The sequence below is a fragment of the Actinomadura craniellae genome, from assembly GCF_003289645.1.
Lineage (GTDB): Bacteria > Actinomycetota > Actinomycetes > Streptosporangiales > Streptosporangiaceae > Actinomadura_D > Actinomadura_D craniellae.
In genome coordinates this window covers 139,729-163,402 of the sequence record NZ_QLYX01000009.1, presented here as the reverse complement: position 1 = coordinate 163,402, position 23,674 = coordinate 139,729, and the positions used below count along the sequence as shown (strand labels likewise).

The 23,674-nt window shown below is 73.8% G+C and carries 16 protein-coding genes and 1 pseudogene; 5 read left to right on the top strand and 12 right to left on the bottom strand.

Features of this window, described 5'->3' with window-relative positions; genetic code table 11:
• Positions 1-597: 597 nt before the first annotated feature.
• Entirely contained in the window at positions 598-2,004 is a 1,407-nt protein-coding gene (locus tag DPM19_RS35360; RefSeq protein ID WP_158566839.1) for a DUF6801 domain-containing protein, read from the top strand.
• A 185-nt stretch (positions 2,005-2,189) separates the two neighbouring features.
• Positions 2,190-3,047: a patatin-like phospholipase family protein gene (locus DPM19_RS20235; protein ID WP_111869522.1), complete on the top strand. Its 858-nt coding sequence runs from the start codon at positions 2,190-2,192 to the stop codon at positions 3,045-3,047.
• A 48-nt stretch (positions 3,048-3,095) separates the two neighbouring features.
• Here the strand turns inward: DPM19_RS20235 and DPM19_RS20230 are convergent, their stop codons facing one another.
• The 12 genes from DPM19_RS20230 to DPM19_RS20175 form a co-directional block, all read right to left on the bottom strand.
• A complete protein-coding gene (locus DPM19_RS20230; protein WP_233510520.1) occupies positions 3,096-3,713 on the bottom strand; it encodes a class F sortase in 618 nt (205 codons plus the stop codon).
• Positions 3,714-3,748: 35 nt separating this feature from the next.
• The gene (locus DPM19_RS20225) at positions 3,749-4,279 is read right to left on the bottom strand and encodes a hypothetical protein (protein WP_146778926.1); all 531 of its coding nucleotides are present in this window, start codon (positions 4,277-4,279) and stop codon (positions 3,749-3,751) included.
• A 121-nt stretch (positions 4,280-4,400) separates the two neighbouring features.
• Positions 4,401-5,060 (bottom strand): response regulator transcription factor, encoded by a 660-nt coding sequence (locus tag DPM19_RS20220; protein ID WP_111869519.1) that lies wholly within the window; start codon positions 5,058-5,060, stop codon positions 4,401-4,403.
• Complete coding sequence (locus DPM19_RS20215; protein WP_199485190.1) at positions 5,057-6,421, bottom strand: sensor histidine kinase; 1,365 nt, start codon at positions 6,419-6,421, stop codon at positions 5,057-5,059. Before DPM19_RS20215 ends, DPM19_RS20220 begins: the two co-directional genes overlap by 4 nt.
• Before the next feature lie 9 nt (positions 6,422-6,430).
• Positions 6,431-6,736, bottom strand: a complete 306-nt coding sequence (locus tag DPM19_RS20210; RefSeq protein WP_111869518.1) for a hypothetical protein — start codon at positions 6,734-6,736, stop codon at positions 6,431-6,433.
• An 84-nt stretch (positions 6,737-6,820) separates the two neighbouring features.
• The gene (locus DPM19_RS20205; RefSeq protein ID WP_199485189.1) at positions 6,821-8,257 is read right to left on the bottom strand and encodes an ATP-binding protein; all 1,437 of its coding nucleotides are present in this window, start codon (positions 8,255-8,257) and stop codon (positions 6,821-6,823) included.
• Positions 8,254-9,912 carry an FAD-dependent oxidoreductase gene (locus DPM19_RS36970; RefSeq protein ID WP_111869658.1) on the bottom strand — a complete coding sequence of 553 codons (1,659 nt, stop codon included), beginning with the start codon at positions 9,910-9,912 and terminating at the stop codon, positions 8,254-8,256. Before DPM19_RS36970 ends, DPM19_RS20205 begins: the two co-directional genes overlap by 4 nt.
• Before the next feature lie 128 nt (positions 9,913-10,040).
• Positions 10,041-10,892 carry a universal stress protein gene (locus DPM19_RS20195; protein ID WP_111869517.1) on the bottom strand — a complete coding sequence of 284 codons (852 nt, stop codon included), beginning with the start codon at positions 10,890-10,892 and terminating at the stop codon, positions 10,041-10,043.
• Between the two features lie 70 nt (positions 10,893-10,962).
• Complete coding sequence (locus DPM19_RS20190; protein WP_111869516.1) at positions 10,963-13,344, bottom strand: phosphoketolase family protein; 2,382 nt, start codon at positions 13,342-13,344, stop codon at positions 10,963-10,965.
• Between the two features lie 71 nt (positions 13,345-13,415).
• Positions 13,416-14,363, bottom strand: coding sequence for an Acg family FMN-binding oxidoreductase (locus DPM19_RS20185; protein ID WP_233510519.1), 948 nt, complete (start codon positions 14,361-14,363; stop codon positions 13,416-13,418).
• Between the two features lie 111 nt (positions 14,364-14,474).
• Positions 14,475-14,744 carry a hypothetical protein gene (locus tag DPM19_RS20180; RefSeq protein WP_146778925.1) on the bottom strand — a complete coding sequence of 90 codons (270 nt, stop codon included), beginning with the start codon at positions 14,742-14,744 and terminating at the stop codon, positions 14,475-14,477.
• Between the two features lie 67 nt (positions 14,745-14,811).
• A complete protein-coding gene (locus DPM19_RS20175; protein WP_111869514.1) occupies positions 14,812-15,495 on the bottom strand; it encodes a nitroreductase family protein in 684 nt (227 codons plus the stop codon).
• A gap of 95 nt (positions 15,496-15,590) precedes the next feature.
• Here DPM19_RS20175 and DPM19_RS20170 point away from each other — a divergent pair, with 95 nt between their 5' ends.
• The 3 genes and pseudogenes from DPM19_RS20170 (at position 15,591) to DPM19_RS37115 (ending at position 23,673) form a co-directional block, all read left to right on the top strand.
• Positions 15,591-17,294, top strand: a complete 1,704-nt coding sequence (locus DPM19_RS20170; RefSeq protein WP_111869513.1) for a proline--tRNA ligase — start codon at positions 15,591-15,593, stop codon at positions 17,292-17,294.
• A gap of 196 nt (positions 17,295-17,490) precedes the next feature.
• Positions 17,491-18,441, top strand: a pseudogene (locus DPM19_RS37120) (Clp protease N-terminal domain-containing protein); the annotation flags it as partial.
• Positions 18,418-23,673, top strand: a complete 5,256-nt coding sequence (locus DPM19_RS37115) for a Clp protease N-terminal domain-containing protein (protein ID WP_456049249.1) — start codon at positions 18,418-18,420, stop codon at positions 23,671-23,673. The pseudogene DPM19_RS37120 and the gene DPM19_RS37115, both read left to right, overlap by 24 nt.
• The last annotated feature ends 1 nt before the right edge of the window (position 23,674 follow it).

Below are 23,674 nucleotides of genomic sequence, written 5' to 3'. Positions count from 1 at the left end.
TACGTGACTGATGAGTAACTTCACCAGCGAAGGCGTGACTACGTCAACTGGACGTTTCATACAACAATGGCCAGCGCTTTTGGCCGATTCCGGACAACGGGCCGATCTTCGCAGTGGAACACACGGTACGGACCGGCGCCTTGTCACAGCGTTGACAAGGCGCGCCCCGACCACCCCAGACGGCCCGGATCCTTGGCGCCACCGGACGAGAAGCCCCCTGGAATTTGTCACCCGACCGCAATTCATGACACCCGGTCGACACTTCTTGATTCCAACGGTTCTTATCATCGAGTGATAAGAAAAAACACACCCTCCGCACGCTCGTCTAATGTTAGAGCAGAGCCTTGACCCTAGGGATACTGGTGAGTAGTTTACGGCACCGAAACATAGTCGATAGCTCCTCTGACCGGCGGTGATACCGGCCAGTCCATCCGTGCAGGCGATCGCGGTTTCACACCAGCGCACCCACCCAGGCATTTCTGGAACACCACCAGAAGAACCATTCCGGAGGTGACCGCAATTTTCTGGAAGTGGCTGCGGCACTGGCACCGGCCGTGATGCGCCAGGACCCCGGTTCCGTAACACGAGAGGTAAACGGTGAGAACCAAGACAGGCAAGATCAAAACTGCCCTGGTGGCGGCCGCCGCCGCCGGGCTCACGGCGGGCGGGATCGGCGTACTCGGTGCCGGTACCGCTGCGGCCGACCCGGTGTCGCTGACGCTGAACTACACCTGCCCGTTCCCGCTGATCGGAGTGCAGCAGGTGACGGTGAAGATCGACTCGGACTTCCCGACGTCGATCCCCGTCGGTCAGGCCACCCCGGCGATCGTGATCAACACGTCGTCGACGGTGCCCGAGACCGCCACCCAGGGCCTGACGCTGGTCGGCGCCAAGACCGTCGAGGGCAGCGCCCTGGCCGACTCGCAGGTGGCCGCCCCCGGCATCACCCTGCCGGTCAAGGTCCCGGCCCCGATCCCCTCCACCCCCGTCCCCGCCTCCGGTGCCTTCCAGGTGCCGGCCACCGGCAACGCCCCCAGCCTGACCTTCACCCAGCCGGGCACCGCCACGGTCACCGTGGGCAACATCCTGCTGACGCTGGCCCCCAAGGACGCCAACGGCAACCTGACCGGTCTCGGCGAGTTCGAGTCGCAGTGCACCCTGGTCCCCGGCCAGAACACCACGCTCGCCACCTTCGAGATCACCGGCGGGGACCCCAGCCCGACCACGAGCCCGAGCCCGAGCGAAAGCCCCAGCCCGAGCGAAAGCCCCACCCCCAGTGAGAGCCCCAGCCCGAGCGAAAGCCCCACGCCCAGTGAGAGCCCGAGCCCGAGCGAGAGCCCGACTCCGAGCGAAAGCCCGAGCCCGAGCGAAAGCCCCACTCCGAGCGAGAGCCCCACGCCCAGTGAGAGCCCCACTCCGAGTGAAAGCCCCAGCCCGAGCGAGAGCCCGACCCCCAGTGAGAGCCCGAGCCCGACGGCCAGCCCGACGAACCCGGGCACCGTCGACTACGGGTACACCCTGGACGGGACGACGACCATCAAGAAGCTGAAGAGCTCGCTGCCGGTCTCCGGTTCGATCGACGCCAAGCTCACCCTGGCCACCGGCAAGTTCACCGCCGACCTGGCGCTCGACCCGACCTCGGGCAGCTTCAAGGTCTTCGGGTTCCTGCCCGCCACGGCCGACGTCGCCTTCGCCCAGAAGGGCAAGACCACCGGCACCCTCAAGGACGGTGCGCTGACCTCGAAGTCCAAGACCACGGTCAAGCTGACCTCGGTCAAGGTGTTCGGGCTCGGCATCGCCGGCGGCGAGAAGTGCCAGACCGTCACCCCGGCGGACATCACGCTGAAGTCCGGCGCTGGCTTCGACCCGCTGGGCGGCGGCACCCTGTCCGGTAAGTACGCGCTGCCCGGTCTCAAGGGCTGCGGCTTCCTGGGCGGCCTCGTCAGCCTGCTGACGTCCGGCCCCGGCAACACCCTCTCGGTGAAGCTCACGCCCAAGGACTAGGGCACGGCCTCCCGTGCACAGATCGGCCCCCGCCGCGCTCCGCGGCGGGGGCCGTTCGACTTCCGGGCACCGTCGAGGTCCGGCTCGCGCCCTTGCACCAGGGGCTGCGCGGGGAGGTGCCGTCCAGCGGCGCGGACCGGCGTGATGCCATGGGGGAAGCACGATCTCGACGGAAGGGAACGGGAATGGCGGAGAAAGTCGGACGCGCGCTGGTCCTCGGCGGCGGCGGGATCGCCGGCATCGCGTGGGAGGCCGGGCTGATCGCCGGGCTGCAGGCGGCCGGGACGGACCTCACCACCGCCGATCTGTTCGTCGGCACGTCCGCCGGTTCGGTGGTCAGCACCTTCCTCTCCCAGGGCGCCGACCTGGAGGAGACGATCGAGGGCATCGCGGCCGACTCCGACACCGCGCCGACCCAGGCCGAAGAGGTCGACATGAACACGGTGATGGAGACGTTCGCGGTCCTGTTCGACCCCTCCCTCGACCCGCAGGAGGCGCGGGCCAGGGTCGGCCGGATCGCGCTGGAGACGCGGACCGCGGCGAACGCCCCCGCACGGCTGACCGAGATCGGGCGGCGGCTGCCCAGCCACGAGTGGCCCGACCGGCGGTTGCTGATCACCGCGGTGGACGCCGCGGACGGCGCCTTCGTCATCTGGGAGAAGTCCTCGGGCGTCCCCCTGCCCCTGGCCGTGGCGTCGAGCTGCGCGGTGCCCACGGTGTTCCCTCCGGTGGAGATCGGCGGGCGGCACTACATGGACGGCGGAATCCGCGCGACCACCAACGCCGACCTGGCCCGGGGGGCCACCGCCGTCGTCGTGTTCGACCCCCTCGCCCACCTGCTGCCGCGCACCACCCTGAAGCGGGAGATCGCCGAGCTCGGCGGCGTCCCGGTGGTCGCGATCGGCCCCGACCAGGCGACCGTCGAGGTGTTCGGCGTCAACGTCATGAACCCGGCGCTGTGGCGGCCCGCCTTCCGGGCCGGGCAGGCCCAGGCCGAGTCGGTGGCCCCCCGGGTCGCGGAGGTCTGGGAGACCTCGCGGTGACCCGGCGCCCGCCCGCGGCGGGGCGGGCGCCGGGAGCCGCCCGGGAACTCAGGTCGCCCGGGCGAAGACGATGATGTTGTCGCGGTAGCTGCGGCGGGAGCGGTCGAACGATCCGCCGCAGGTGATGAGGCGGAGTTCGGCGTTTCCCGTGGCGCCGTAGACCGCCTCGTTCGGGATCCGGTTCTTGGGGTGGCGGGCGAGCCGCCGCACCGTGAACTCAACCGTGCCGCCGCGGTGGTCGACCAGGATCCGGTCCCCCGCCCGCAGTTCACGCAGCCGGTAGAAGACCGCCGGCCCCGAGTGCGAGTCGACATGTCCGGCGATCACTGCGGTGCCCTGCTCGCCGGGTTCGGGCCCGGCCTGGTTCCAGCCCGTCTCGGTGAATCCCTTGGGCGCCACCAGGGTGCCGTTCCGGTCCAGCGGGAGCGGGACGACCGGGGCCGAGACCCGGATGGCCGGGATGCGCACCCGGACCGGGTCGGGGACCTGGGCGTCCGCGGCGGGGGCCCGCGAGCGGGCCGGGGAAGGGGCCTGGGAGGGAGCCGAGGTCGCGGGCGCGGCGGACCGGGCCGGCGGCTCGCCGGCCGGGCGGGCGGCCGGAGCGGGGTCGGCGCACGCGGCGCCGGTGAGCGCGAGGCCGAGGACGGCCGCGAGGGCAGGGCCCACGCGACCGCCTCGTCCCGAGGGGAACGGGGTCATCGTCAGCCGTTCCCGGCCCGGACCCGCCGGAGGGCGATCCCGCCGCCGACGACCAGCAGCAGGCCGCCGCCCGTCACCAGCAGCGGTAGCGCCAGGCCCGGTCCGCCGTCCCGTGCGGTGCCGCCCAGGCCGGTGCCGACCCCGCCCCGCGGACGGTCGTCATCGTCGTCGACGACCGTCCCGCCGAAACCTGCGCCGACCCCGCCGCGGGGCTTGTCGTCGTCATCGTCGACCACACCGCCCAGACCGGTCTGGATACCGCCGCGGGGCAGGTCGTCGTCGCCGCGGGGCTTGGCCGGGGGCTTGGCCGCGGGGGGCTTGGCGGCCGGGGGCTTGGCCCCGCCGCGGGGCTTGTCGTCGTCGTCATCGTCGTCGTCATCGTCGTCATCGTCATCGTCGTCGTCGGCATGGGCGGCCGACACGAGGACGGGGGCACCCGCCGGTCCCGGCGAGCCCGCGACGACGACACCCGCCGCGGACATCCCGAGGGCCAGTGCGAGCGCGAACAGCACCCGCTGGAGCAGCAAAGTCAACGCAACCTCCCTGGTGACCGCCCCGCGGCCGGTCCGCGGTGCGATGTCTCCAGGCTGTCGGTGCGGCGTGGCGCCACCATGAGGCCCGGATGAGAGGGCTCACATCCGGCATTTCCGGATATCAGGCCCGCATCCGGTAGCCGGTGCCGCGTACCGTCTCGATCCGGGCGGCGCCGAGCTTGCGGCGCAGGTAGCGCACGTACACGTCCACCACGTTGGAGCCCGGGTCGAAGTCGAACCCCCACACGTGGCCGAGCAGTTGCTCGCGGGTGAGGACGCGGTCGGGGTTCCGGCAAAAAAACTCGGCCAGCGCGAACTCCCGGGCCGACAGGTCCACCGTCCGGTCGCGCACCCGGGCCCGCCGGGTGCGCAGGTCCAGCGAGAGGTCACCGACCTTCAGCACGGTCGCCTCGGGCACCCGCTCCGGGCGCAGCCGCAGCCGCACCCGGGCCAGCAGTTCCTCGAACGCGAACGGCTTGGCGATGTAGTCGTCGGCGCCGCCCTCCAGCCCGGCGACGGTGTCGGCGACGCTGTCGCGGGCGGTGAGGATGATCACAGGCATCGTCACCCGTGCCTCGCGCAACTGCCGCAACACCGTGAACCCGTCGCGGACGGGCAGCCCCAGGTCGAGCACCAGCAGGTCGAACTCCCCCGTCCGGGCCAGCTCGTAGGCCAGCGCCCCATCGGCCGCCACCGTCGTCACGAAGCCGTGCCGGCGCAGCCCCTTGTCCAGGAAGGAGGCGATCCGCGTCTCGTCCTCGGCGATCAGGATCCGGTTCACTCCGCCCTCCAGGGCACCCGCAGGAAGAGTTCGAACAGCGCCCCGCCGCCCGGGGCGTCGCGCACCGCGGCCCGGCCGCCGTGCGCCTCGGCGATGGAGCCGACGATGGCCAGCCCGAGCCCGGCACCGGCCGTGTCGCCCCGGGCGAACCGGTCGAAGATCCGTTCCCGTTCGGCCGCCGGGACGCCGGGCCCGCCGTCGCGGACCCACAGCACCACCTCGCCGGCGCGGACGGCCGAGCCCACCGCGATCACGTCCCCGGCGCCGGTGTGCCGGACGGCGTTGGCGATGAGCTGCATCAGCGCCTGGGTGAGCCGCTGCCCGTCGGCGACGACGACGCCCTCGGCCACCTCGTCCAGCCGCCAGGTCCGCTCCCCCAGCGCCCGTGCCTTGGCGAGGACGTCCACGGTGAGGTCGGCCAGGACGACCTGCCCCAGGGCCAGGAACCCCGGCTGCCCGGACCGGGCCAGCAGCATCAGGTCGTCGACCATCCGCTTCATCCGGTCGAGCTCGTCGGTGACCAGGGCGAGCGTCTCCTCCCGGTCGGCGTCGCCCATCAGCTCCAGATGCCCCCGGACCACGGTGATCGGCGTGCGCAGCTCGTGGCCGACGTCGTCGAGGAACTGGCGCTGGGAGGTGAAGGCCCGGTCCAGCCGGTCGAGCATCCGGTTGAAGGTGCCGGCCAGCGCCGCGATGTCGTCGTCGCCGGTGACGGCCAGCCGCCGGGACAGGTCCGAGGAGCCGCCGATCCGCTCGGCCGTCAGCCGCACCAGCCGGACGGGGGCCAGCACCCGGCCGGCGACCAGCCAGCCCGCCAGCCCCGCCACGCACAGGGCCAGGAAAGCCGTCCCGGCCAGCACCATGATCGCGTCATCGACCTCGTCGCGCTGCCGGTCGTAGAAGACCGCGACGACCAGCGCGCCGCGCCGGGAGTCACCGGTGACCCGGACCGGGACGACCGCGTACCGCACCCGGCCCACGGCGCTGTCGGTCCAGCCCGCAACGGGCGTCCGGGCCACGGCGAGCCGGGCCACCAGCGCCCGGTCGTCGTCCAGCCGGGCCGGCGGCTCCACCCCGCTGCGCCGGGCCGCCCGCCCGTCCACCAGGGAGAAGTACGTCTCGTTGCCGTCGGGGACGGTGACCTCGAGATAGCCGGTGAGCAGGTCCGCCACGGTCGGTGCGAACCGGCCGGGGCCGCGGGTGGCGTAGGCGCGCAGCTTCTCGGTCTCGTTCGCCAGCTCCGCGTTGACCCGGTCCTCCAGCCGGGCGAGCAGGATCGACCAGGTCGCCACCCCGGAGACCGACAGCGCCAGCGTCGCCACGAGCATCACCCAGCCGACGATCCGGGCCCGTGCGCTCAACGGGCGCGCTCAGTCGTCATCGCCATCGTCGCCCCCGTCGTCCCCGCCGTCGTCATCGTCCCCGCCCTCCCGGGGCGGCGGCGGCCGGACCGGTCCCGCCGGGGCGGAGGGCGGCCCGGACGGGGTGGGCCGGGCCGAGGGCGGGCCGGTCGGCGCGGCGGTGGGGTCACCGACGGGCCCTGGCGGTCCGGACACCACGACGGACGGGCCCAGCGAAGGGGGTTCGGAGCGCGCCGCCCACACCAGCCCGGCCGTGGCGACCGCGGCGGCGAACACCGCGCCGATCAGGCCGAGCGCGGACAGGCGGGGGATCATCCCCCCACCGTAGGCGGCGCGGGCCGCCGAAGGAACGCGCGCCGGATGAGAGCTCTCTCATCCGGCGGAACGCGAAGCCGCCGGTCAGGGGGCGGGGGCCGCGGCGAGCGGCAGCAGGACGCAGAACGCGGTGGCGCCGGGCGCCGAACGCACCCGGATGTCGCCGTGATGCTTCTTCACCACGATCCGGTAGGAGATGTCCAGCCCCAGCCCGGTACCCTCCCCGACCGGCTTGGTGGTGAAGAAGGGCTCGAAGATGCGTGACCGGATCTCCGGGGCGATGCCCGGCCCGGTGTCGGCCACCTCCACCGTGAGCATGTCGCCGTCCCGCCCGGTGCGCAGCGTCAGGGTCCCCTCGGGGCCCATCGCGCCCAGCGCGTTGTCGATCAGGTTGGTCCACACCTGGTTGAGCTCGGCGGCGTACGCCGGGACCGGCGGCAGCGTCCGGTCGTACTCCCGGACCGTCCGCACCCCGGTGGGGATCTTCCCCTGGAACATGGTCAGCGTGGCGTCGAGCAGGTCGTGCACGTCGATGGTCTGGTGCGGGGCCCGGCCGAGCTGGGAGTACTGCTTGGCCGCCATGACCAGGCTGGAGATCCGGGTCACCGCGTCGTCGATCTCGGTCATCAGCAGCTCGGTGTCGATCGTGTAGGTGAGCCACCGGACGGCGGGTTCCAGGTCCTCCTCGCGCACCGCCTCGCCGATCCCCGCCAGCCAGGACACGTCGACGCCGCCGGCGACCAGGGTGGGGGCGATCTCCCAGCCACCGGTGACGCCGTGGTCGTCGAGCCAGTCGGCGATCTCGTCCTCGGCGTCGGAGGCGGCCAGCGCCGACAGCCGCTCGGTGCCGGCGGTCCGCTTAACGGCCTCGTCCTGCAGTTCCACCAGTCGGTGCAGCTGGCGGCCGTCCAGCCGGCCGTCCGCGATCATGGCGAGCTTGTGGCGCATCCCGGCGACCCGCTCGCGCAGCACCGAGGTGGCCCGGACGGCGGCGGCGGCCGGGTTGTTCAGCTCGTGGGTCAGCCCGGCCGACAACTGGCCCAGCGCGACCAGCCGCTCCCGCTCGCCCGCCAGCGCCTGGTTGTTGCGCATGTTGAGGTACAGGCCCTCCAGCAGGTGGGTGGCCATCGGGAACCAGGTGCGGATCGACTCGCCGACCAGGTCGGCGGGCAGCTCGTACATCTCCACGTCGGTGACCGCGCGCAGCGTGTTGGGGTAGCGCTGCGGGTCCTGGAGGTCGCCGCCGGCGAAGTACCCCTCGGTCAGGCCCGCGTAGACGCCGCGATGGTCGGTACGGACGGTCTCGACGTCGGTGCCGCGCACCCGGATGCTCAGTGAGATCGTGCCGCTCAGCAGGACGTAGAAGCAGGTCGCCGGCTCACCGACGGTGAAGACGTCGGTCTTGGCGGGGATGTTCGTCACCCGGCCGTGCTCGGCCAGCAGGGCGAGCTGGTCGTCGTCGAGCGACTCGAACAGGAAGAGGGTGCGCAGTTCGTCGGGGGTCAGCCGGTCGTCGGTCACTGGGCCTCCAGGTAGCGGTGCACGAGCGAGACCGCCATCGCGCCCTCGCCCACGGCGGAGGCGACCCGTTTCATCGAGGCGGCGCGCACGTCGCCGGCCGCGAAGACCCCGGGCACGCTGCTCTCCAGGTGGTACGGGTCGCGGGGCAACGACCAGCCGGCCGGGCGCCGCCCCTCGACGAGCAGGTCGGAGCCGGTGACGACGAAGCCGCGCGGGTCCCGGGTGACCACCGGGTGGAGCCAGTCGGTCCGCGGCTCGGCGCCGATGAAGACGAACAGCCAGGAGGTCTCGACCGTGTGGGCCTGGCCCGTCCGGGAGTCGCACAGGGTCAGCTCGCGCAGGTGGGTGTCCCCGGCGGCCCCCGCCACCACGGTGTGCGGGTGCACCTCGATGGTCTCGATGTCTTCGATCTGGTCGATCAGGTACTGCGACATCGAGTGGGTCAGCCCGTCGCCGCGGACCAGCAGGTGGACCCGCCGGGCGTACCGGGAGAAGTAGACCGCCGCCTGCCCGGCGGAGTTGGCGCCGCCCACGATGTACACCTCCTGGTCCGCGCAGGACGGCGCCTCGGTGGCCGCCGAGCCGTAGAACACGCCGCGCCCGGTCAGCTCCGCCAGGCCGGGCGCGGTGAGCTTGCGGTAGGAGACGCCGGTGGCCAGCACCACGGAGTGCGAGGAGACGGACGTGCCGTCGGAGAACCGCAGCAGCCGGGCCGACCCGGCGGGTTCCAGCTCGACGACCTCGCGGGCGGTGATCAGTTCGGCGCCGAACTTCAGGGACTGCCGGCGGGCGCGCTCGGCGAGTTGCGCCCCCGAGACCCCGTCGGGGAAGCCCAGGTAGTTCTCGATCCGGCTGCTCTGGCCGGCCTGCCCGCCGGTGGCCCGCTGCTCCACGAGCACCGTGCGCAGCCCTTCGGACGCCGCGTAGACCGCCGCGCCCAGCCCGGCGGGCCCCGCCCCGACGATCACTACGTCGTAGAAGTCGGCCGCGGGAGAGGTGATCAGCCCGACGTGCTGGGCCAGTTCGGCCGCGGACGGCTTGACCAGCGACTTCCCGTCGGGCGTGACGACCAGCGGCACGTCGTCGGGGCCGACCCCGGCGGCGGCGAGCAGCCGGCGGCCCTCCGGCTCGTCGGTGGTCAGCCAGCGGTAGGGCACCAGGTTCCGGGCCAGGAAGTCACGGGTCTTGAAGGACGGCGCGGACCAGCGGTGCCCGACCACCCGGGTCTCGCCCACCGCCGGGTCGGGGGCGGCGAGCCAGGCCTCCAGCAGCGCGTCGAGCACCGGGTAGAGGTTCTCCTCCGGCGGGTTCCACGGCTTGAGCAGGTAGTGGTCGAGGTCGACGAGGTTGATCGCGTCGATGGCCGCGCCGGTGTCGGCGTACGCGGTGAGCAGGACCCTGCGGGCTGCCGGGAACAGGTCCATCGCGGCTTCGAGGAACTCGATGCCGTTCATCTCCGGCATCCGGTGGTCGGCCAGCAGCAGGGCGACGCGCTCGCCGCGCAGCTTGATCTCGCGCAGCGCCTCCAGAGCCGCCCGGCCGGATTCGGCCCGGACCACCCGGTACCGGTCGCCGTACCGGCGCCGCACGTCCCGGGCCACCGCCCGGGAGACGGCCGGATCGTCATCGACGGTCAGGATCGCCGGATTCGCCATGCGGCCCATCAAAACACGCATCACCCCTTCACGAGGGACATGACCTGCATCACCATGACAAACCAGACCATAGCTTGAGAAATGCATGAATGAACCAGGCGATTACCGCGAGCAAGGAAGCACCCGCCTCAGCGATGGACGATCGTGACCGGGCAGGGGGCGTGCTGGAGCACGGTCTGGCTGGTCGAGCCGAGCAGCAGCGGGCGCACATCGCCGGCCCCCCGGGCGCCGACCACCACCATGTCGGCGCCCTCCGCCGCCTCCAGCAGCGCCCGGCGCGGGTCCTTCAGCCACAGCGACGTCCAGACCTCGATCTGCGGGTACTTCTCCCGCCAGGGCGCCACCGCGCGCTGCAACCGGGCGCCCGCCTCCCGTTCCACGAGATCGGCGTCGGCGTACCGGGACAGTTCGGACTCCCCCGCCGTCAACGCCGGCTCCCAGGCGCCGTGCACCGCCTGCACCGCCCAGCCCCGCAGCATCGCCTCCTCGAAGGCGAACGCCAGCGCGGCGTGACCGCCCGCCGAGCCGTCCACGCCGACCACCGCCCGCCCCTCGGCCGGCGCCCGCCCGGGCCGGATGCCGACGACCGGCCGGTCCGCGCGCGAGGCCACCTGGAGGGCGGTCGCGCCCAGCGGAAGCTCCTCCGGGCCGTGCAGCCCGATCACGATGAGCGCGGCGTCCCCGGCGCAGTGCAGCAGCGCCGAGGACGCCGGCCCGGTCAGCAGCCGGCCGCACACCTGCAACCGGGGGGCGACCTCCTCGGCGAGGTAGATCCCGTGTTCCAGGACGTGCCGGCCCATCCGCTCGGAGATCTCGGTGACGTCGGCATGCAGCGGGCCGATTCGGACCGGCCGGTGCCAGGCGTGGCAGACGGACAGCGCGAGCCGCCGCAGCGCCGCCTCCTCGGCGGCCCAGCGCAGCGCCCGCTCGCTCTCCTCGGCGCCGTCGTAGCCGACCAGTACGTGCGAGTACCGGGCCATCTTCCGCCTCCCCGACGAAGTCCCCGAAGCCCCCACAGCGTCCCTTCCCGGCGGGCGGGCGTCGTACCGGCTAGTGGTGCGGCCAGACCCAGTCGCGGATCTCCGGGGAGTCCTCGCCGTGCTCGCGGGTGTAGGCGCGGTGGGCGACCCGGGAGTCGGCCATCCGCTGCCGGACGTGGGCGACCCGGCCGCCCAGCCCCGGAACCCGGTCGATGACGTCCATCACCAGATGGAAACGGTCCAGGTTGTTGAGCATCACCATGTCGAAGGGCGTGGTGGTGGTGCCCTCCTCCTGGTACCCGCGCACGTGCAGGTTCGCGTGGTTGTTCCGCCGGTAGGCGAGCCGGTGGATCAGGTACGGGTAGCCGTGGAAGGCGAAGATGACCGGCCGGTCGGTGGTGAACAGCGCGTCGAACTCCGGGTCGGTGAGGCCGTGCGGGTGCTCGGTGTCGGGTTGCAGCCGCATCAGGTCCACCACGTTGATCACCCGGACGCGCAGTTCGGGGAAGTACTGCCGGAGCAGGTCGGCGGCGGCCAGCGTCTCCAGGGTCGGGACGTCACCGGCGCAGGCGAGCACCACGTCGGGGTCGGCGCCGCCGTCGGTGCTCGCCCACTCCCAGATCCCGATGCCCCGGGTGCAGTGCAGGACCGCTTCGGGCATCGGCAGCCAGTTCAGCGCGGGCTGCTTGCCAGCGACGACCACGTTGATGTAGTCCCGGGAGCGCAGGCAGTGGTCGCCCACCGACAGCAGGGTGTTGGCGTCCGGCGGCAGATAGACCCGGACGATCTCCGGCTTCTTGTTCATGACCACGTCCAGGAAGCCGGGGTCCTGATGGGTGAAACCGTTGTGGTCCTGCCGCCAGACGTGCGAGCTGAGCAGGTAGTTCAGCGAGGCGATGGGCCGCCGCCAGGGCAGGTGCCGGGTGACCTTCAGCCACTTGGCGTGCTGGTTGAACATGCTGTCCACGATGTGGACGAACGCCTCGTAGCTGTTGAACAGGCCGTGCCGGCCGGTCAGCAGGTACCCCTCCAGCCAGCCCTCGCACAGGTGCTCGCTGAGCACCTCCATCACCCTGCCGGCGGGCGCCAGGTGCTCGTCGGTGTCCAGCAGCCTGGCCCGCAGCACCCGGTCGGTGACCTCGAACACCGCGTCCAGCCGGTTGGAGGCGGTCTCGTCCGGCCCCATGATCCGGAAGTTGTGCGGGTTGGCCCGGACGACCTCGCGCAGGTACGCGCCGAGCGCCCGGGTGGGCGAGGTGGACGTGGTGCCCGGCCGCTCGACCTCGATCCCGAAGTCGCGGAAGTCCGGCAGGATCAGTTCGCGCAGCAGCACGCCGCCGTTGGCGTGCGGGTTGGCGCTCATCCGCCGGTCGCCCTGCGGCGCCAGGGCCCGCAGCTCGGCGACCGGACGGCCGCCGGGGTCGAACAGTTCCTCCGGCCGGTACGAGCGCAGCCAGCCCGCCAGCTGCTCCAGGTGGGCGGGGTCGTCACGGACCCCTGGCAGCGGCACCTGGTGCGACCGCCAGGTGCCCTCCACCGGCACGCCGTCGACCTCCCGGGGGCCCGTCCAGCCCTTGGGCGTGCGCAGGACGATCATCGGCCAGCGGGGCCGGTCCGTGGTCGTGCCGCCGGTGCGGGCCGCCGCCTGGATGCCCTCGATGTCGTCGAAGGCCGCATCGAGGGCGGCCGCCATCGCCCGGTGCATCTTGGCGGGGTCGTCCCCGCCGACCAGGTAGGGCCGGTGCCCGTACCCCTCCAGCAGCGAGATCAGCTCGTGCTCGGGGATCCGGGCCAGCACGGTGGCGCTGGCGATCTTGTACCCGTTCAGGTGCAGGATCGGCAGCACCGCCCCGTCGGAGACCGGGTCGAGGAACTTGTTGGAGTGCCAGCTCGCGGCCAGCGGCCCGGTCTCGGCCTCGCCGTCGCCGACGATGCAGGCCACCACCAGGTCGGGGTTGTCGAAGGCCGCCCCGTAGGCGTGCGTCAGGGCGTAGCCGAGCTCGCCGCCCTCGTGGATCGAGCCGGGCGTCTCCGGCGCGACGTGGCTGGGGATCCCGCCCGGGTAGGAGAACTGCCGGAACAGCCGGGCCATGCCCGCGGTGTCCTGGGAGACGTGCGGGTAGATCTCGCTGTAGGTGCCCTCCAGCCAGGCGTTGGCCACCGCGGCCGGGCCGCCGTGCCCGGGCCCCATGATGTAGATCATGTCCTGGTCCCGCGCCGTGATCACCCGGTTCAGGTGCGCGTAGCAGAAGTTCAGCCCGGGGGACGTGCCCCAGTGGCCCAGCAGCCGGGGCTTGACGTGCTCCGGGCGCAGCGGCTCGTGCAGCAGCGGGTTGGCCCGCAGGTAGATCTGGCCCACGGACAGGTAGTTGGCGGCCCGCCAGTAGGCGTCGAGCACCTGGAGTTCCTCCTCGCCGGTGGGCCGGCCGGCGGGAGTGACGGTCTGTGTCATGACGGGATTCCCTCGCGCTGGTGGACGGGACCGTTGCCGCCCTTCCCGGGACGGGGGCGGACAATCACCGGTCAGGGTTCCGGTGCCACGACCTCCTCGGCCGGGCGGCGGGTGCCGGGCGGCGGCCGGTCGGCCACCCCCAGCCGCAGGAGCACCTGGGGATACCGGCCGGCGCAGAACCTGGTCCGGACGAACTCCCGCAGCTCCGGGACCTCCAGCGGCTGGGTGTGGAACGCGGCCGACACCCCCGCCACGGCGGCGCGCAGCAGCACCCGCTGCAGTGCCTGCCCCGCCCGCAGCCAGTCGGCGCGGGCGTCTCCCTCGGTGACGACGAGCGCCACGGTGCCGAGTTCGGCCGTGCCGGTCCCGGGCACGGCGCTCCGGCCTCGGCCCGGGAAGTACGGCTCGACGTTCTCGGGCCCGGCCGGGCCGGGCGGACCGTACGATCGCAGGGCCGCCTCCGCGACGTACCGGGGGTCCAGCCGCTGGACGTGCTCGGCGGCCTGGGTCAGCGCGGCCAGCGCGTCCCGGGTGTGGGAGTCGGCGACCAGCAGGAGCACCGCGCCTTCCTGCCGGGCCTCCACCCGGAGGCGGTCCGGCAGGTCCGGCGGGCCGAGCGGGGCGCGGAAGCCGCCCCGGTGGGAGCGCCGCAGCCGGATCTGCTCGTACATCCGGTCGGTGTCCTCCTCCGACCGGCACGGGCGGCCCGGCGACACATCGGCGAGCAGCGCCGGCCGGTCGGGGTCGGGCAGCAGGTCCACCTCGGGCGTACGGCCCAGCCGGCACAGGGCCACGCGCAGCGTGAGCAGCGCGGCCCCACAGCTGATCACCGCCTCCCGGCCGGTCGGATCGGCCACCGGCATCCGCCGCTCGATGTCCTCGTGCAGGCTGATCCGCGCGCCGTGCAGGCCGAACCACCACGGCTGGGTGTTGAGCACCGACGGAGCCCAGCGGGCGGCGTCGATCGCCTGCCGGGCGACCTGCTCGGCCGCCCCGGCGGGGGACGGCATGAACTCCATGCATCCCCCCTTCCCGGACTCCGGGACGTCATCTGTCGTCCCGGAGTCCGGTCCGGCGGGTGCGGGGTGGGGCGGCGGGAGAAGTCCTCCTGATCGGGGGCCGGGCGGGCCTCAGCGCGCCCGGGGGGCGACCGGGGCCTGCCGGTCGATCTCGCGGGCCAGGACCGTGATCATGTCGTTGACCGCACGCTCGCCGTGCCGCTCACGGAGCGCCGGGAAGACACCCTTGCGGCCCGCCTCGCCCAGCATCCGGGAGAGCAGCGTGTGCGGCACCTGGCGGCCGCCGGCGAACTCGTCGTAGGCCAGCCGCGCGTCCCGTAGCAACTCCGGGTGCGCAGCCGACTCGGTGAGCAGCATGCGCGCAGCGTCCGTGAGGTTCATGCCGGGAGTCTAGGGCCCGTTTCCGGACCGGCCGTGGATTGGCGGCGGCCCCCGGCGAGGCGGGCGCTCAGGGCGCGACGGCCGGCCCGTCGAAGCGGTCGACCGTCGCGAACTCCGCCACCTCGGACCGCCTGAGCCGGGTGGGGCGCCGGACGGGATGGCCGAGGGCCACCACCGCGCCGACGGCGAACTCGTCCGGCACGCCCAGCAGGGTGCGCACTTCCTTCTCCCGCTGCACGAGCATGGTCGTCATCACCCCGCCCAGCCCCGCGTCGTGGGCGGCCAGCAGGAGGCTCCACACGAACGGGTAGATCGAGGCGCCGCCGACGAGGGTGTAGCGGTCGTGGTCCCGGTCCACCGCGGCGAGGGCGCGCAGGTCGGCCAGCACGACCACCAGCGCGGGCACCTCGTGCAGCCGTTCGGCGAAACCCGTCCCGTCGGCCGCGGCCGCGATCGCGGGGGCGCCCGCCAGCGCCGCGCGCTCGGCCTCCCGGTCGGTGAGCGGCGCCCAGGGGACCAGCCCCGCCCGGCCCATCGCCAGGTAGTCGTACCAGCCCGGCAAATACAAATCGCGCAGTTCCCGGCGCAGCCCCGGATCCCGGACGACGATCGCCCGCCAGCCCTGCCGGTTGCCGCCGCTGGGGGCGAACCGGGCGGTGTCCAGGATCTCGTACAGCACCTCGTCGGCCACGGGTTCGCCGGTGAACTCCCGGACGGCTCCGGTGGTGCGCAACGCCTCTTTCAGTTCCATTCCACGCATTGTCGCGCACCCGTGCCGGGCGCTCGCTGCCGGCGCCCTAAACTGCTCACTCTGTTGCCGCCCCACGACATGCGAGGTCACCGCCCATGCGCTGGTCCCAGTTGTACGCGCCGACGCTGCGCGAGGACCCCGCCGACGCGGACGCGGCCAGCCACCGGCTGCTGGTCCGGGCCGGGTTCGTCCGGCAGCTGATGGCCGGGCACTACTCGCTGCTGCCACTGGCCGTCCGGGTGCGGGCGCGGGTGATCGAGGTGATCCGGGAGGAGATGACCCGGATCGGGGCGCAGGAGTTCAGCCTGCCCGCCCTGCACCCGGCGGAGATCTGGCGGCGCAGCGGCCGCTGGGAGGTCATGGGCGAGGAGATGTTCCGGCTCAGGGACCGCCGGGGCGCCGACCTCGCCCTGGGCATGACCCACGAGGAGATCTTCGCGACGCTGGCCCGGGAACTCGGCTCCTACCGGCGGCTGCCGCAGCTGTGGTACCAGTTCCAGACCAAGTTCCGGGACGAGCCCCGGCCGAAGTCCGGGCTGCTGCGGGTCCGGGAGTTCACCATGAAGGACTCCTACAGCTTCGACCTCGCCCCGGAGGGGCTGGACCGGTCGTTCGAGCTGCACCGCGCGGCCTACGAGCGGATCTTCGCCCGGCTCGGCGTCCCGGTGGTCGCGGTGCAGGCGTCCAGCGGCAGCATGGGCGGCAGCGCGTCGGTGGAGTTCATGTGCCCGACGGACGCCGGCGAGGACCTGGTGGTCCGCTGCCCTGCCGGCGACTACGCGGCCAACGTGGAGAAGGCGACCGCCCGCCTCGCGCCGGTCGAGGACGGGCCGGGGCTGCCCGCCCCCGAACGGTTCGACACCCCCGACGCCCGCACCATCGAGGAACTGGCCGTCCAGCACGGGGTGCCCGCCGACCGGCAGATCAAGACCCTGGTGTACGTGGTGGACGGCCGGCTCACGCTGGTGCTGATGCGCGGCGACCACGCCCTGGTCGAGCAGAAGCTCACCGACGCCACCGGGGCCGTCGCGGCGCGTCCGGCGCACCCCGAGGAGATCGTCGAAGCGCTCGGCGCGCGCCCCGGCAGCCTCGGCGCGGTCGGCGTCACCGGCCTGCCCGTGCTGGCCGACGAGGCGCTGCGCGACCGCCACGCCATGACAACGGGCGCCAACACCGACGGCGTGCACCTGCGCGGGGTGGACGTCGCCCGCGACATCGCCGTCGGCCGGTGGGCGGACCTGCGCGAGGTGACGGCGGGCGAGCCCTGCCCGTGCTGCGGCACCCCGCTGGAGGTGGTGCGCGCCGTCGAAGTCGGGCACATCTTCAAGCTCGGCACCCGGTACACCGAGGCCCTGGGGGTGCGGGTGCTCGGCCCGGACGGCGCCGAAGTCGCCCCGATCATGGGCAGCTACGGCATCGGCGTCGAGCGCGCGATGGCCGCGATCGTCGAGACGCACCACGACGACGCCGGCATCGTCTGGCCGGTCGCCGTCGCCCCGTTCGAGGCGGTGGTGGTGCTGCTCAACGCCGACGACGACCAGGTCCGCGGCACCGCCGAGGAGCTCTACGCCGGGCTGGCCGCCGGCGGCGTGGACGTCCTGCTGGACGACCGTGACGAGCGCCCCGGCGCCAAGTTCAAGGACGCCGAGCTCGTCGGCATCCCCTGCCGCGTCACCGTCAGCCGGCGCGGCCTGGCCGCCGGCACGGTCGAGCTCACCGACCGCGCCACCCGCGAGACCGTCACCGTCCCGGTCGCCGAGGCCGCCGACCGCGTCCGCGCCCTGCTGCACCGGCCGTGAGAACGCCGCGTTCGGGAGGCGCCGTTATTCCGGTTTGAAATCCCCCGGAATTCGGATTTCGTGCGGCAGAAAAGCCATTCCACCGCCGTGTGAGTAATTGTGCGCGCATCCGGCGGCGAGCCGGCACCGCGGGCGGTGATCGCGGCTACCGTGTCGGTGGGGCGTTCTGTTTCTCCTGACTTTCTCGGGTGGCGACGTGTTCGAGAGGTTCACCGACCGCGCACGGCGCGTGGTCTCCCTGACCCAGGAGGAAACCAAGGCGCTCGGCCACGGGCTCATGGGCACCGAACACCTCCTGCTGGGGCTGATCCGCGAGGGCGAGGGAATCGCGGCCACCGCCCTGGGAAGCCTGGGCATCGACCTGGAGACCGTGCGCCGGCAGGTCGCGCAGGTCGGCGGCCAAGACCGGCAGAAGGCCTCGGGACACATCCCGTTCACTCCCCGGGCCAAGAAGGTGCTGGAGCTCTCCCCGCGCGAGGCACAGTTGCTCGGCCACAACTACATCGGCACCGAGCACATCCTGCTGGGGTTGCTCCGCGAGGGCGAGGGCGGCGCCGTACAGATCCTGGCGAACCTGGGCTTCCGGCTCGACCAGGTCCGGCAGCAGGTGATGCGTCTGATCTCCGGCAAGCAGGCGACCGGGGCGACGGGCCGCTCGGCCGCAGTCCCCTTCGAGCGGTTCACCGACCGCGCGCGGCGCGCCGTCGTCCTGGCCCAGGAGGAGGCCAGGCCTTTCAATCACGACTACATCGGCACCGAGCACGTCCTCCTGGGCCTGATCCGCGAGGGCGAGGGGGTCGCGGCCAGGGCCCTGGAGAGCCTGGACATCAGCCTGGAGGCCGTGCGCCGGCAGATCGAAGAGATCATCGGCCCGGGGCAGCAGGCGCCCACGGGACACATCCCGTTCACTCCCCGGGCCAAGAAGGTGCTGGAGCTCTCCGTGCACGAGGCACAGCTGCTCGGCCACGACCGCATCGGCACCGAGCACGTCCTGCTGGGCCTGGTCCGCGAGGGCGAGGGCGTGGCCGCCCAGATCCTGGTGAAGCTGGGCGCCGGCCTCGACCGGGTCCGCCAGCAGGTCGTCCGGCTACTCCACGATCACCAGGGCGGGGAGCCGGCCGCGGTGGGCAGGCCGTCGGAATCCTCCGCGCACGCCGGTGGCACGACGACCAGGACGGCGCCCACCGCCGTCTTCCCGCCGCCCGCACCGGCGGCGGATCCCGCCGGGCGGTTCACCGACCGTGCGCTGCACGTGTCCGCCCTGGCCCAGGAGGAGGCCAGGGCTCTCCAGCACAACTACGTCGGCACCGAACACATCCTCCTGGGCCTGATCCGCGAGGGCGAGGGGGTCGCGGCCAGGGCCCTGGAGAGCCTGGACATCGGCCTGGAGGCCGTGCGCCGGCAGGTCAAAGAGATCATCGGCCTGGGGCAGCAGGCGCCCACGGGACACCTCTCGTTCACTCCCCGGGCCAAGAAGCTGGTGGAACTGTCACAGTCGGAAGCGCAACGGCTCGGCCACGGCCACGTCGAACCCGTGCATCTGCTGCTGGGACTGGTCCGCGAGGGCGAGGGCGTGGCCGCCCAGATCCTGGTGCGACTGGGCACCGACCTCGACCGGATCCGCTCGCGAACCCACAGCATGATGTATTGGCACCGGCCCGAGCACGTTCCCGACTGGACAGCCCCGGCCGGGCCGCCCGCCCGGCCGACGGGTGACCTCGTCCAGGCCGCCCGGGAGGGGCGGCTCTGGCCCGTCATCGGACGGCACGACGAGATCGATCAGCTCGTCCTCCAGGCGGGTGCCCCCATCATCCTGGTCGGCGAGCGCGGCACCGGACGGACCGCGGTGGTCGAGGGGCTGGCACACCAGATCGCCGCCGGCCGGGTGTCAGGCGGGGTGTACCGGTTCGCGGCCGGAGAGGCTGCTCCCGGGGCCGGGCGGTGGGACGACGTCCACCGCATCGTCGCCGGTCTCCGCCCCAGCAAAATACTCCGGCTCTTCATCGAGGACGAGATCGAGCACCCCGGCGACGAGGACCCGCCCGACGATCCGGGCCTCCGGCGACTGCTGGACGACGCCCGGGTACGGCTCGTCCGGGCCACCACGCCGGCCGCGTACGAACGGCTCCGGGTGAGCACCGGTCTCGACTCCCGGTTCTTCGTGGTCAAGGTCGCGCCGCCCGACCCCACGCTGGTCGCGGAGATGCTGCGCGCCGCCCGCCCCCGGTACGAGGAGCACCACGGGATCTCGATCACCGACGACGCGCTGACCGCCGCCGCCCGGTTCGCCGACCGCAACCTGCCGGGGTCGGCCTTCGCCCTGCTCGACACGGCCCTCGCGACCGTCCAGCGGGCCCGGTCCACCGCGCCCGGCCCGGACTCCCCGGACCTGGTCACCGAGAATCTGATACTCGAAATCGTCGCGGGGACCCGGGGTGTCCCGGCCGCGGAGCCGGCCTCGCCGGACGCCCCCACCGGCCCGGCGGCGATTCCCGACCGGCCCGCGCCGAACCGCTCGGACTGGGAGAACCCGGCGACCGTGCGGTCCGCCCCCGTGCCGGCGCCGGAGCCCGGTGCCCCGCCCGGCGTCGGCCGGGCGCTCTGCGTCGGGGTGGGCTCCGCCCCCGATCCCGGCCGGGAACTCCCCTATGCGGCGGAACTGGCGGACCGGCTGCGCACCGCGCTGACCGGCCTGGGGTACGAGTGCGCCCCGGCCCCGGAGGCCGAGCCGTCCGCCGCGGCGCTGGGCACGGCGGTGCACGAGCACATCGACGCGGCGGCGCCCGGCGAAGTACTGGTCGTGCACGTGATCGCGCACGGCGAGCGCTCGAACGAGACCGGCAAGCTCTACGTCGTGGGCGCCGACGGCCAGACCCACCGCCTCGCCCAGGTGGAGGACTGGCTGGTGTCGGTGCAGGACGGCGCGCGGACACCGACCCTGTTCCTCCTGGACCTGTGCTACGCGGGTACCGCCGCCCGGCTGCCCTGGCAGGCCCGGGTGGCGGCGGGCGGGGCCCGGGCCTGGGTGATCGCGGCGTGCGCGCCCGACCGGGCGGCCTTCGACGGGCGGCTGACCCGGGCGGCGGCCGACGTGCTCGGGGCGCTGGCGGCGGGCACGCTCGACATCGACCCGTCGCTGGAGCACGCGCCCTTCACCACGATCGCCCGCACCATCGGGCAGGAGGTCAAGCGGCTGGGCGAGGAGTCCGACGGGGACCCGCAGCAGGTCACCGGCAGCCTGATCGACCTCACCTCCGACCTCCCCGAGCAGCCGTTCTTCCGTAACCCCGGCTACGCGCCGAACCCCGCCCGCCGGGCCCGAGCGGAGGTGGACACGGGGGTCGGCCCCTTCCTCGACGACGTCGACGAGGCGCTGGACGCCGCCCACTTCTACGAGCGCGCGGTGGGCCACCGCCGGTTGGGCGACCAGGCGGCCCTGGGGTGCTTCAGCGGGCGCCGCGACGAGCTGCGGAGCCTGGTCCCCTGGATGCACGGCTTCGAACCCGGCGCGATCCGGATGGTGACCGGCAGCCCGGGGGTGGGCAAGTCGGCGCTGCTGGGCGTGCTGGTGTGCGCCGCGCACCCCCGGCTGCGCGCCCCCACCGAAGGGGTGTGGCGGCACGTGGAGATGGCACCGTGGCCGATCGAGCACCTGGCCGCCGTCCACGCCCGGCAGCGGGACCTCGCCGAGATCGCCGCCTCCCTGGCCCGCCAGCTCGGCCTGGACGCCGAGCCGGCGGCGCTGGTCGCGGGCGTCGCGGCACAGGACCGGCCGCCGGTCGTCGTGCTCGACGCGCTCGACGAGGCGATCGGCCCCGCCGAGGTGATGGACGCCCTGCTGCTCCCCCTGGCCCGCGCGGTCCGCCCGGACGGGGAGCCCGCCTGCCGGCTGCTCGTCGGCACCCGCCGCTGGGGGTTCGAGGAACTGCTGCGCGAGGCGGAGCGGGCGGGCGGCCTGCTCGACCTCGACGGGGTGGACCGGACCGTGCTCACCGGCGAGTTGGAGGACTACGTCCAGAAGCTGCTGCGCCCGCACCCGGACTACCGCGACCGGGGCGGGGTCCGCGGGGCGTTCGCCACCGAGGTCGCCCGGACCCTGGGCGCCCCCGTGCCGGCCGGGGAGGAGCGGTGGGGCGAGTTCCTGGTGGCGGGGCTGTACACCCACCACGTCACCACCGCCGCCGGGGACCCGATGCCGTCCCCGGAACGCGCCGCCGAACTCGGCCGCGAGGTGCCCCGCACCCTGCCCGGGGTGTTCGAGCTGGACCTCACCGGCCGCACCGACACCCGGTGGCTGCGCCCGCTGCTCACCGCCCTCGCCTACGCCCGCGGGGAGGGGATGCCCGCCGCGCTGGCCGCCCGCTGCGTCCCCGTCTCCGGCGGGGACGCCCCCACCCGGGGGCAGGTCGCCGCCGCGCTGGACGCCGCCCGTTTCTACCTGCGCCGCTCGACCGACACCGACGGCACCACCCTGTACCGGCTGTTCCACGCGGGGCTCGCCGAGCACCTGCGCGACCGGCGCGAGGCCGGGACGTCCCGGCGGGACGCCGAGGCGGCGCTGCTCGCCGCTTTGCTCGCGCCCCTGGGCGCCGCGGGCGGCGGTCACCGCTGGGATCTGGCCGAGCCCTACCTGCGGCGGCACGCGATCGAGCACGCGATCTCCGCGGGAACACCGGAAACCCTCCTGGACGACGCGGAGTTCCTCATCCACGCCGACCCCGGCCTGCAAGCCCTGCTGGCCGGCGCAGACCTGCCGGCCGCCACCCGCTTCCGGGATCTCGTCGAGACGGTGGACGCGGCCGATCCGCCCGCGCGCCGCGAGGCGCTGGCGCTGGCGCTGGCCCGGGCCGGGCAGTCCGTACTCGCCGAGCGGGTCGCCGCTCCACCGCACGGGCCGCCGCTGCCATGGCGGCCGGTGTGGACCGTGGACCGGCCGTCGTCCGGAGCCGTCCCGGCCGCGGAGTTGACGGCCGTCCCGCTGGCGGAGCCCCGGAACGGAGGGGCCGCCGCGATCGCGCTCGGCGACCTCCGGGGGCGCCCGGTCATGGCCGCCGCGGTGGGCGGCCTGCTCCGGCTGACCGACGTCCGGACGGGGGAACGGCTGGCCTCCTTCTCACCTGGTATCCCGTTCACCCAGGTCGCGATCGGGCGGGTCCGGGGCTGCCCGGCGATCGTCGTCGCCGGATCCGGGCTCGCCGGATGGTGGGACCCGGCGGTCCCCGACCGGCTGAACGGTTACGGGAACGTCCTCGGCCAGCCCACCGCACTGGCGACCGGCGTCCTCGACGACCGCTCCGTCGCGGTCACCGGTGAGTCCGACGGGTCGGTGCGGCTGTGGAACCTGTTCACTCTGATCCCGCTCGGCGAGCCGATCGCCGGCCATGCCGGGCCGGTGACCGCCGCGGCGATCGCCCGGGTGGGCGACCGCGTCCTCGCGATCACCGCGGGCGAGGACGCGATGATCCGGTTCTGGGATCCGGTCACCGGAGCCTCGCAGGGGGCCGGGCTGCAGACCGGTTCGCCGCTGCGGAGCCTGGCCGTGCACGAGGCCGGCGACCGGTCGGCCGTCGCCGGGACCGACGGGCGCGGCGCCCTCCGACTGTGGGATCTCACCTCCGGGGCCGAGGTCGCCGCGCCGCTGGTGAGCGATGTGGGAGCGACCCGCCTGCTCGCGGCGGACCCGAGCCGGGAACGGCTGCTGACGGCCGATCCGGAGGGCCGGGAACGCCTGTGGTGGTGGGGCCCGGCCCGCCGGCTCCCGTCGGTGGCGGTGCTGGAGGGCCCCGGCTGGTACACGGTGGTGACGACGAACGCGTCGTCCCGTGGCGTGGCCCGCGAACTCCGCACCGGCACCGCCCTCCCCTCGCCGGGCCGTGACCACTATGTCGAGGTCCGGCCGGTCGGGGTCGGCGGCCGGGCGCTGGCGGCGCTGCGCCGCAGGGACGGTTCGCGATGGCTGTGGGATCCGGTCCGCCCGGCCCTCGTCCCGGCCGAGGGCTGGGCGGGCGCTCCCGTGACCGAGGCCCCGGTCGGGTCACCCGCCGCCGTGGTCGTCGCGGCGGGGCGGCTGGTCCAGGTGACCGGGGCCGCCGACGGGACGCTGCACCGGCTGGACCTCGCCGCGGGCGACGCGATCGGCGACCCCGTGCCGGGGCACCCGGCCGCGGTCACCGCGCTGTGCGCCGCCGAGTTCGGCGGCCGGAGCGTCGTGGTCTCCGGTGACGCCCTGGGCGGCCTGTGGACCTGGGACGTCGCCACCTGGCGGCGGGCGGACCCGCTCCAGGTGCCCGGTGAGGTGCTCGGTCTGTGGCCGGCCGGGACCGGGTACCTCCTCGTGGACACCCCGGACGAGCTGCTCTGCTTCCGTTACGGGGGCTGAC

Coding starts and splice junctions, on each gene's coding strand:
- DPM19_RS36970 (WP_111869658.1), bottom strand. CDS start 9,912: ATGGCGAATCCGGCGATCCTGACCGTCGATGACGATCCGGCCGTCTCC.
- DPM19_RS20210 (WP_111869518.1), bottom strand. CDS start 6,736: ATGATCCCCCGCCTGTCCGCGCTCGGCCTGATCGGCGCGGTGTTCGCC.
- DPM19_RS20190 (WP_111869516.1), bottom strand. CDS start 13,344: ATGACACAGACCGTCACTCCCGCCGGCCGGCCCACCGGCGAGGAGGAA.
- DPM19_RS20180 (WP_146778925.1), bottom strand. CDS start 14,744: ATGAACCTCACGGACGCTGCGCGCATGCTGCTCACCGAGTCGGCTGCG.
- DPM19_RS20195 (WP_111869517.1), bottom strand. CDS start 10,892: ATGGCCCGGTACTCGCACGTACTGGTCGGCTACGACGGCGCCGAGGAG.
- DPM19_RS20175 (WP_111869514.1), bottom strand. CDS start 15,495: ATGGAACTGAAAGAGGCGTTGCGCACCACCGGAGCCGTCCGGGAGTTC.
- DPM19_RS20170 (WP_111869513.1), top strand. CDS start 15,591: ATGCGCTGGTCCCAGTTGTACGCGCCGACGCTGCGCGAGGACCCCGCC.
- DPM19_RS20185 (WP_233510519.1), bottom strand. CDS start 14,363: ATGGAGTTCATGCCGTCCCCCGCCGGGGCGGCCGAGCAGGTCGCCCGG.
- DPM19_RS20235 (WP_111869522.1), top strand. CDS start 2,190: ATGGCGGAGAAAGTCGGACGCGCGCTGGTCCTCGGCGGCGGCGGGATC.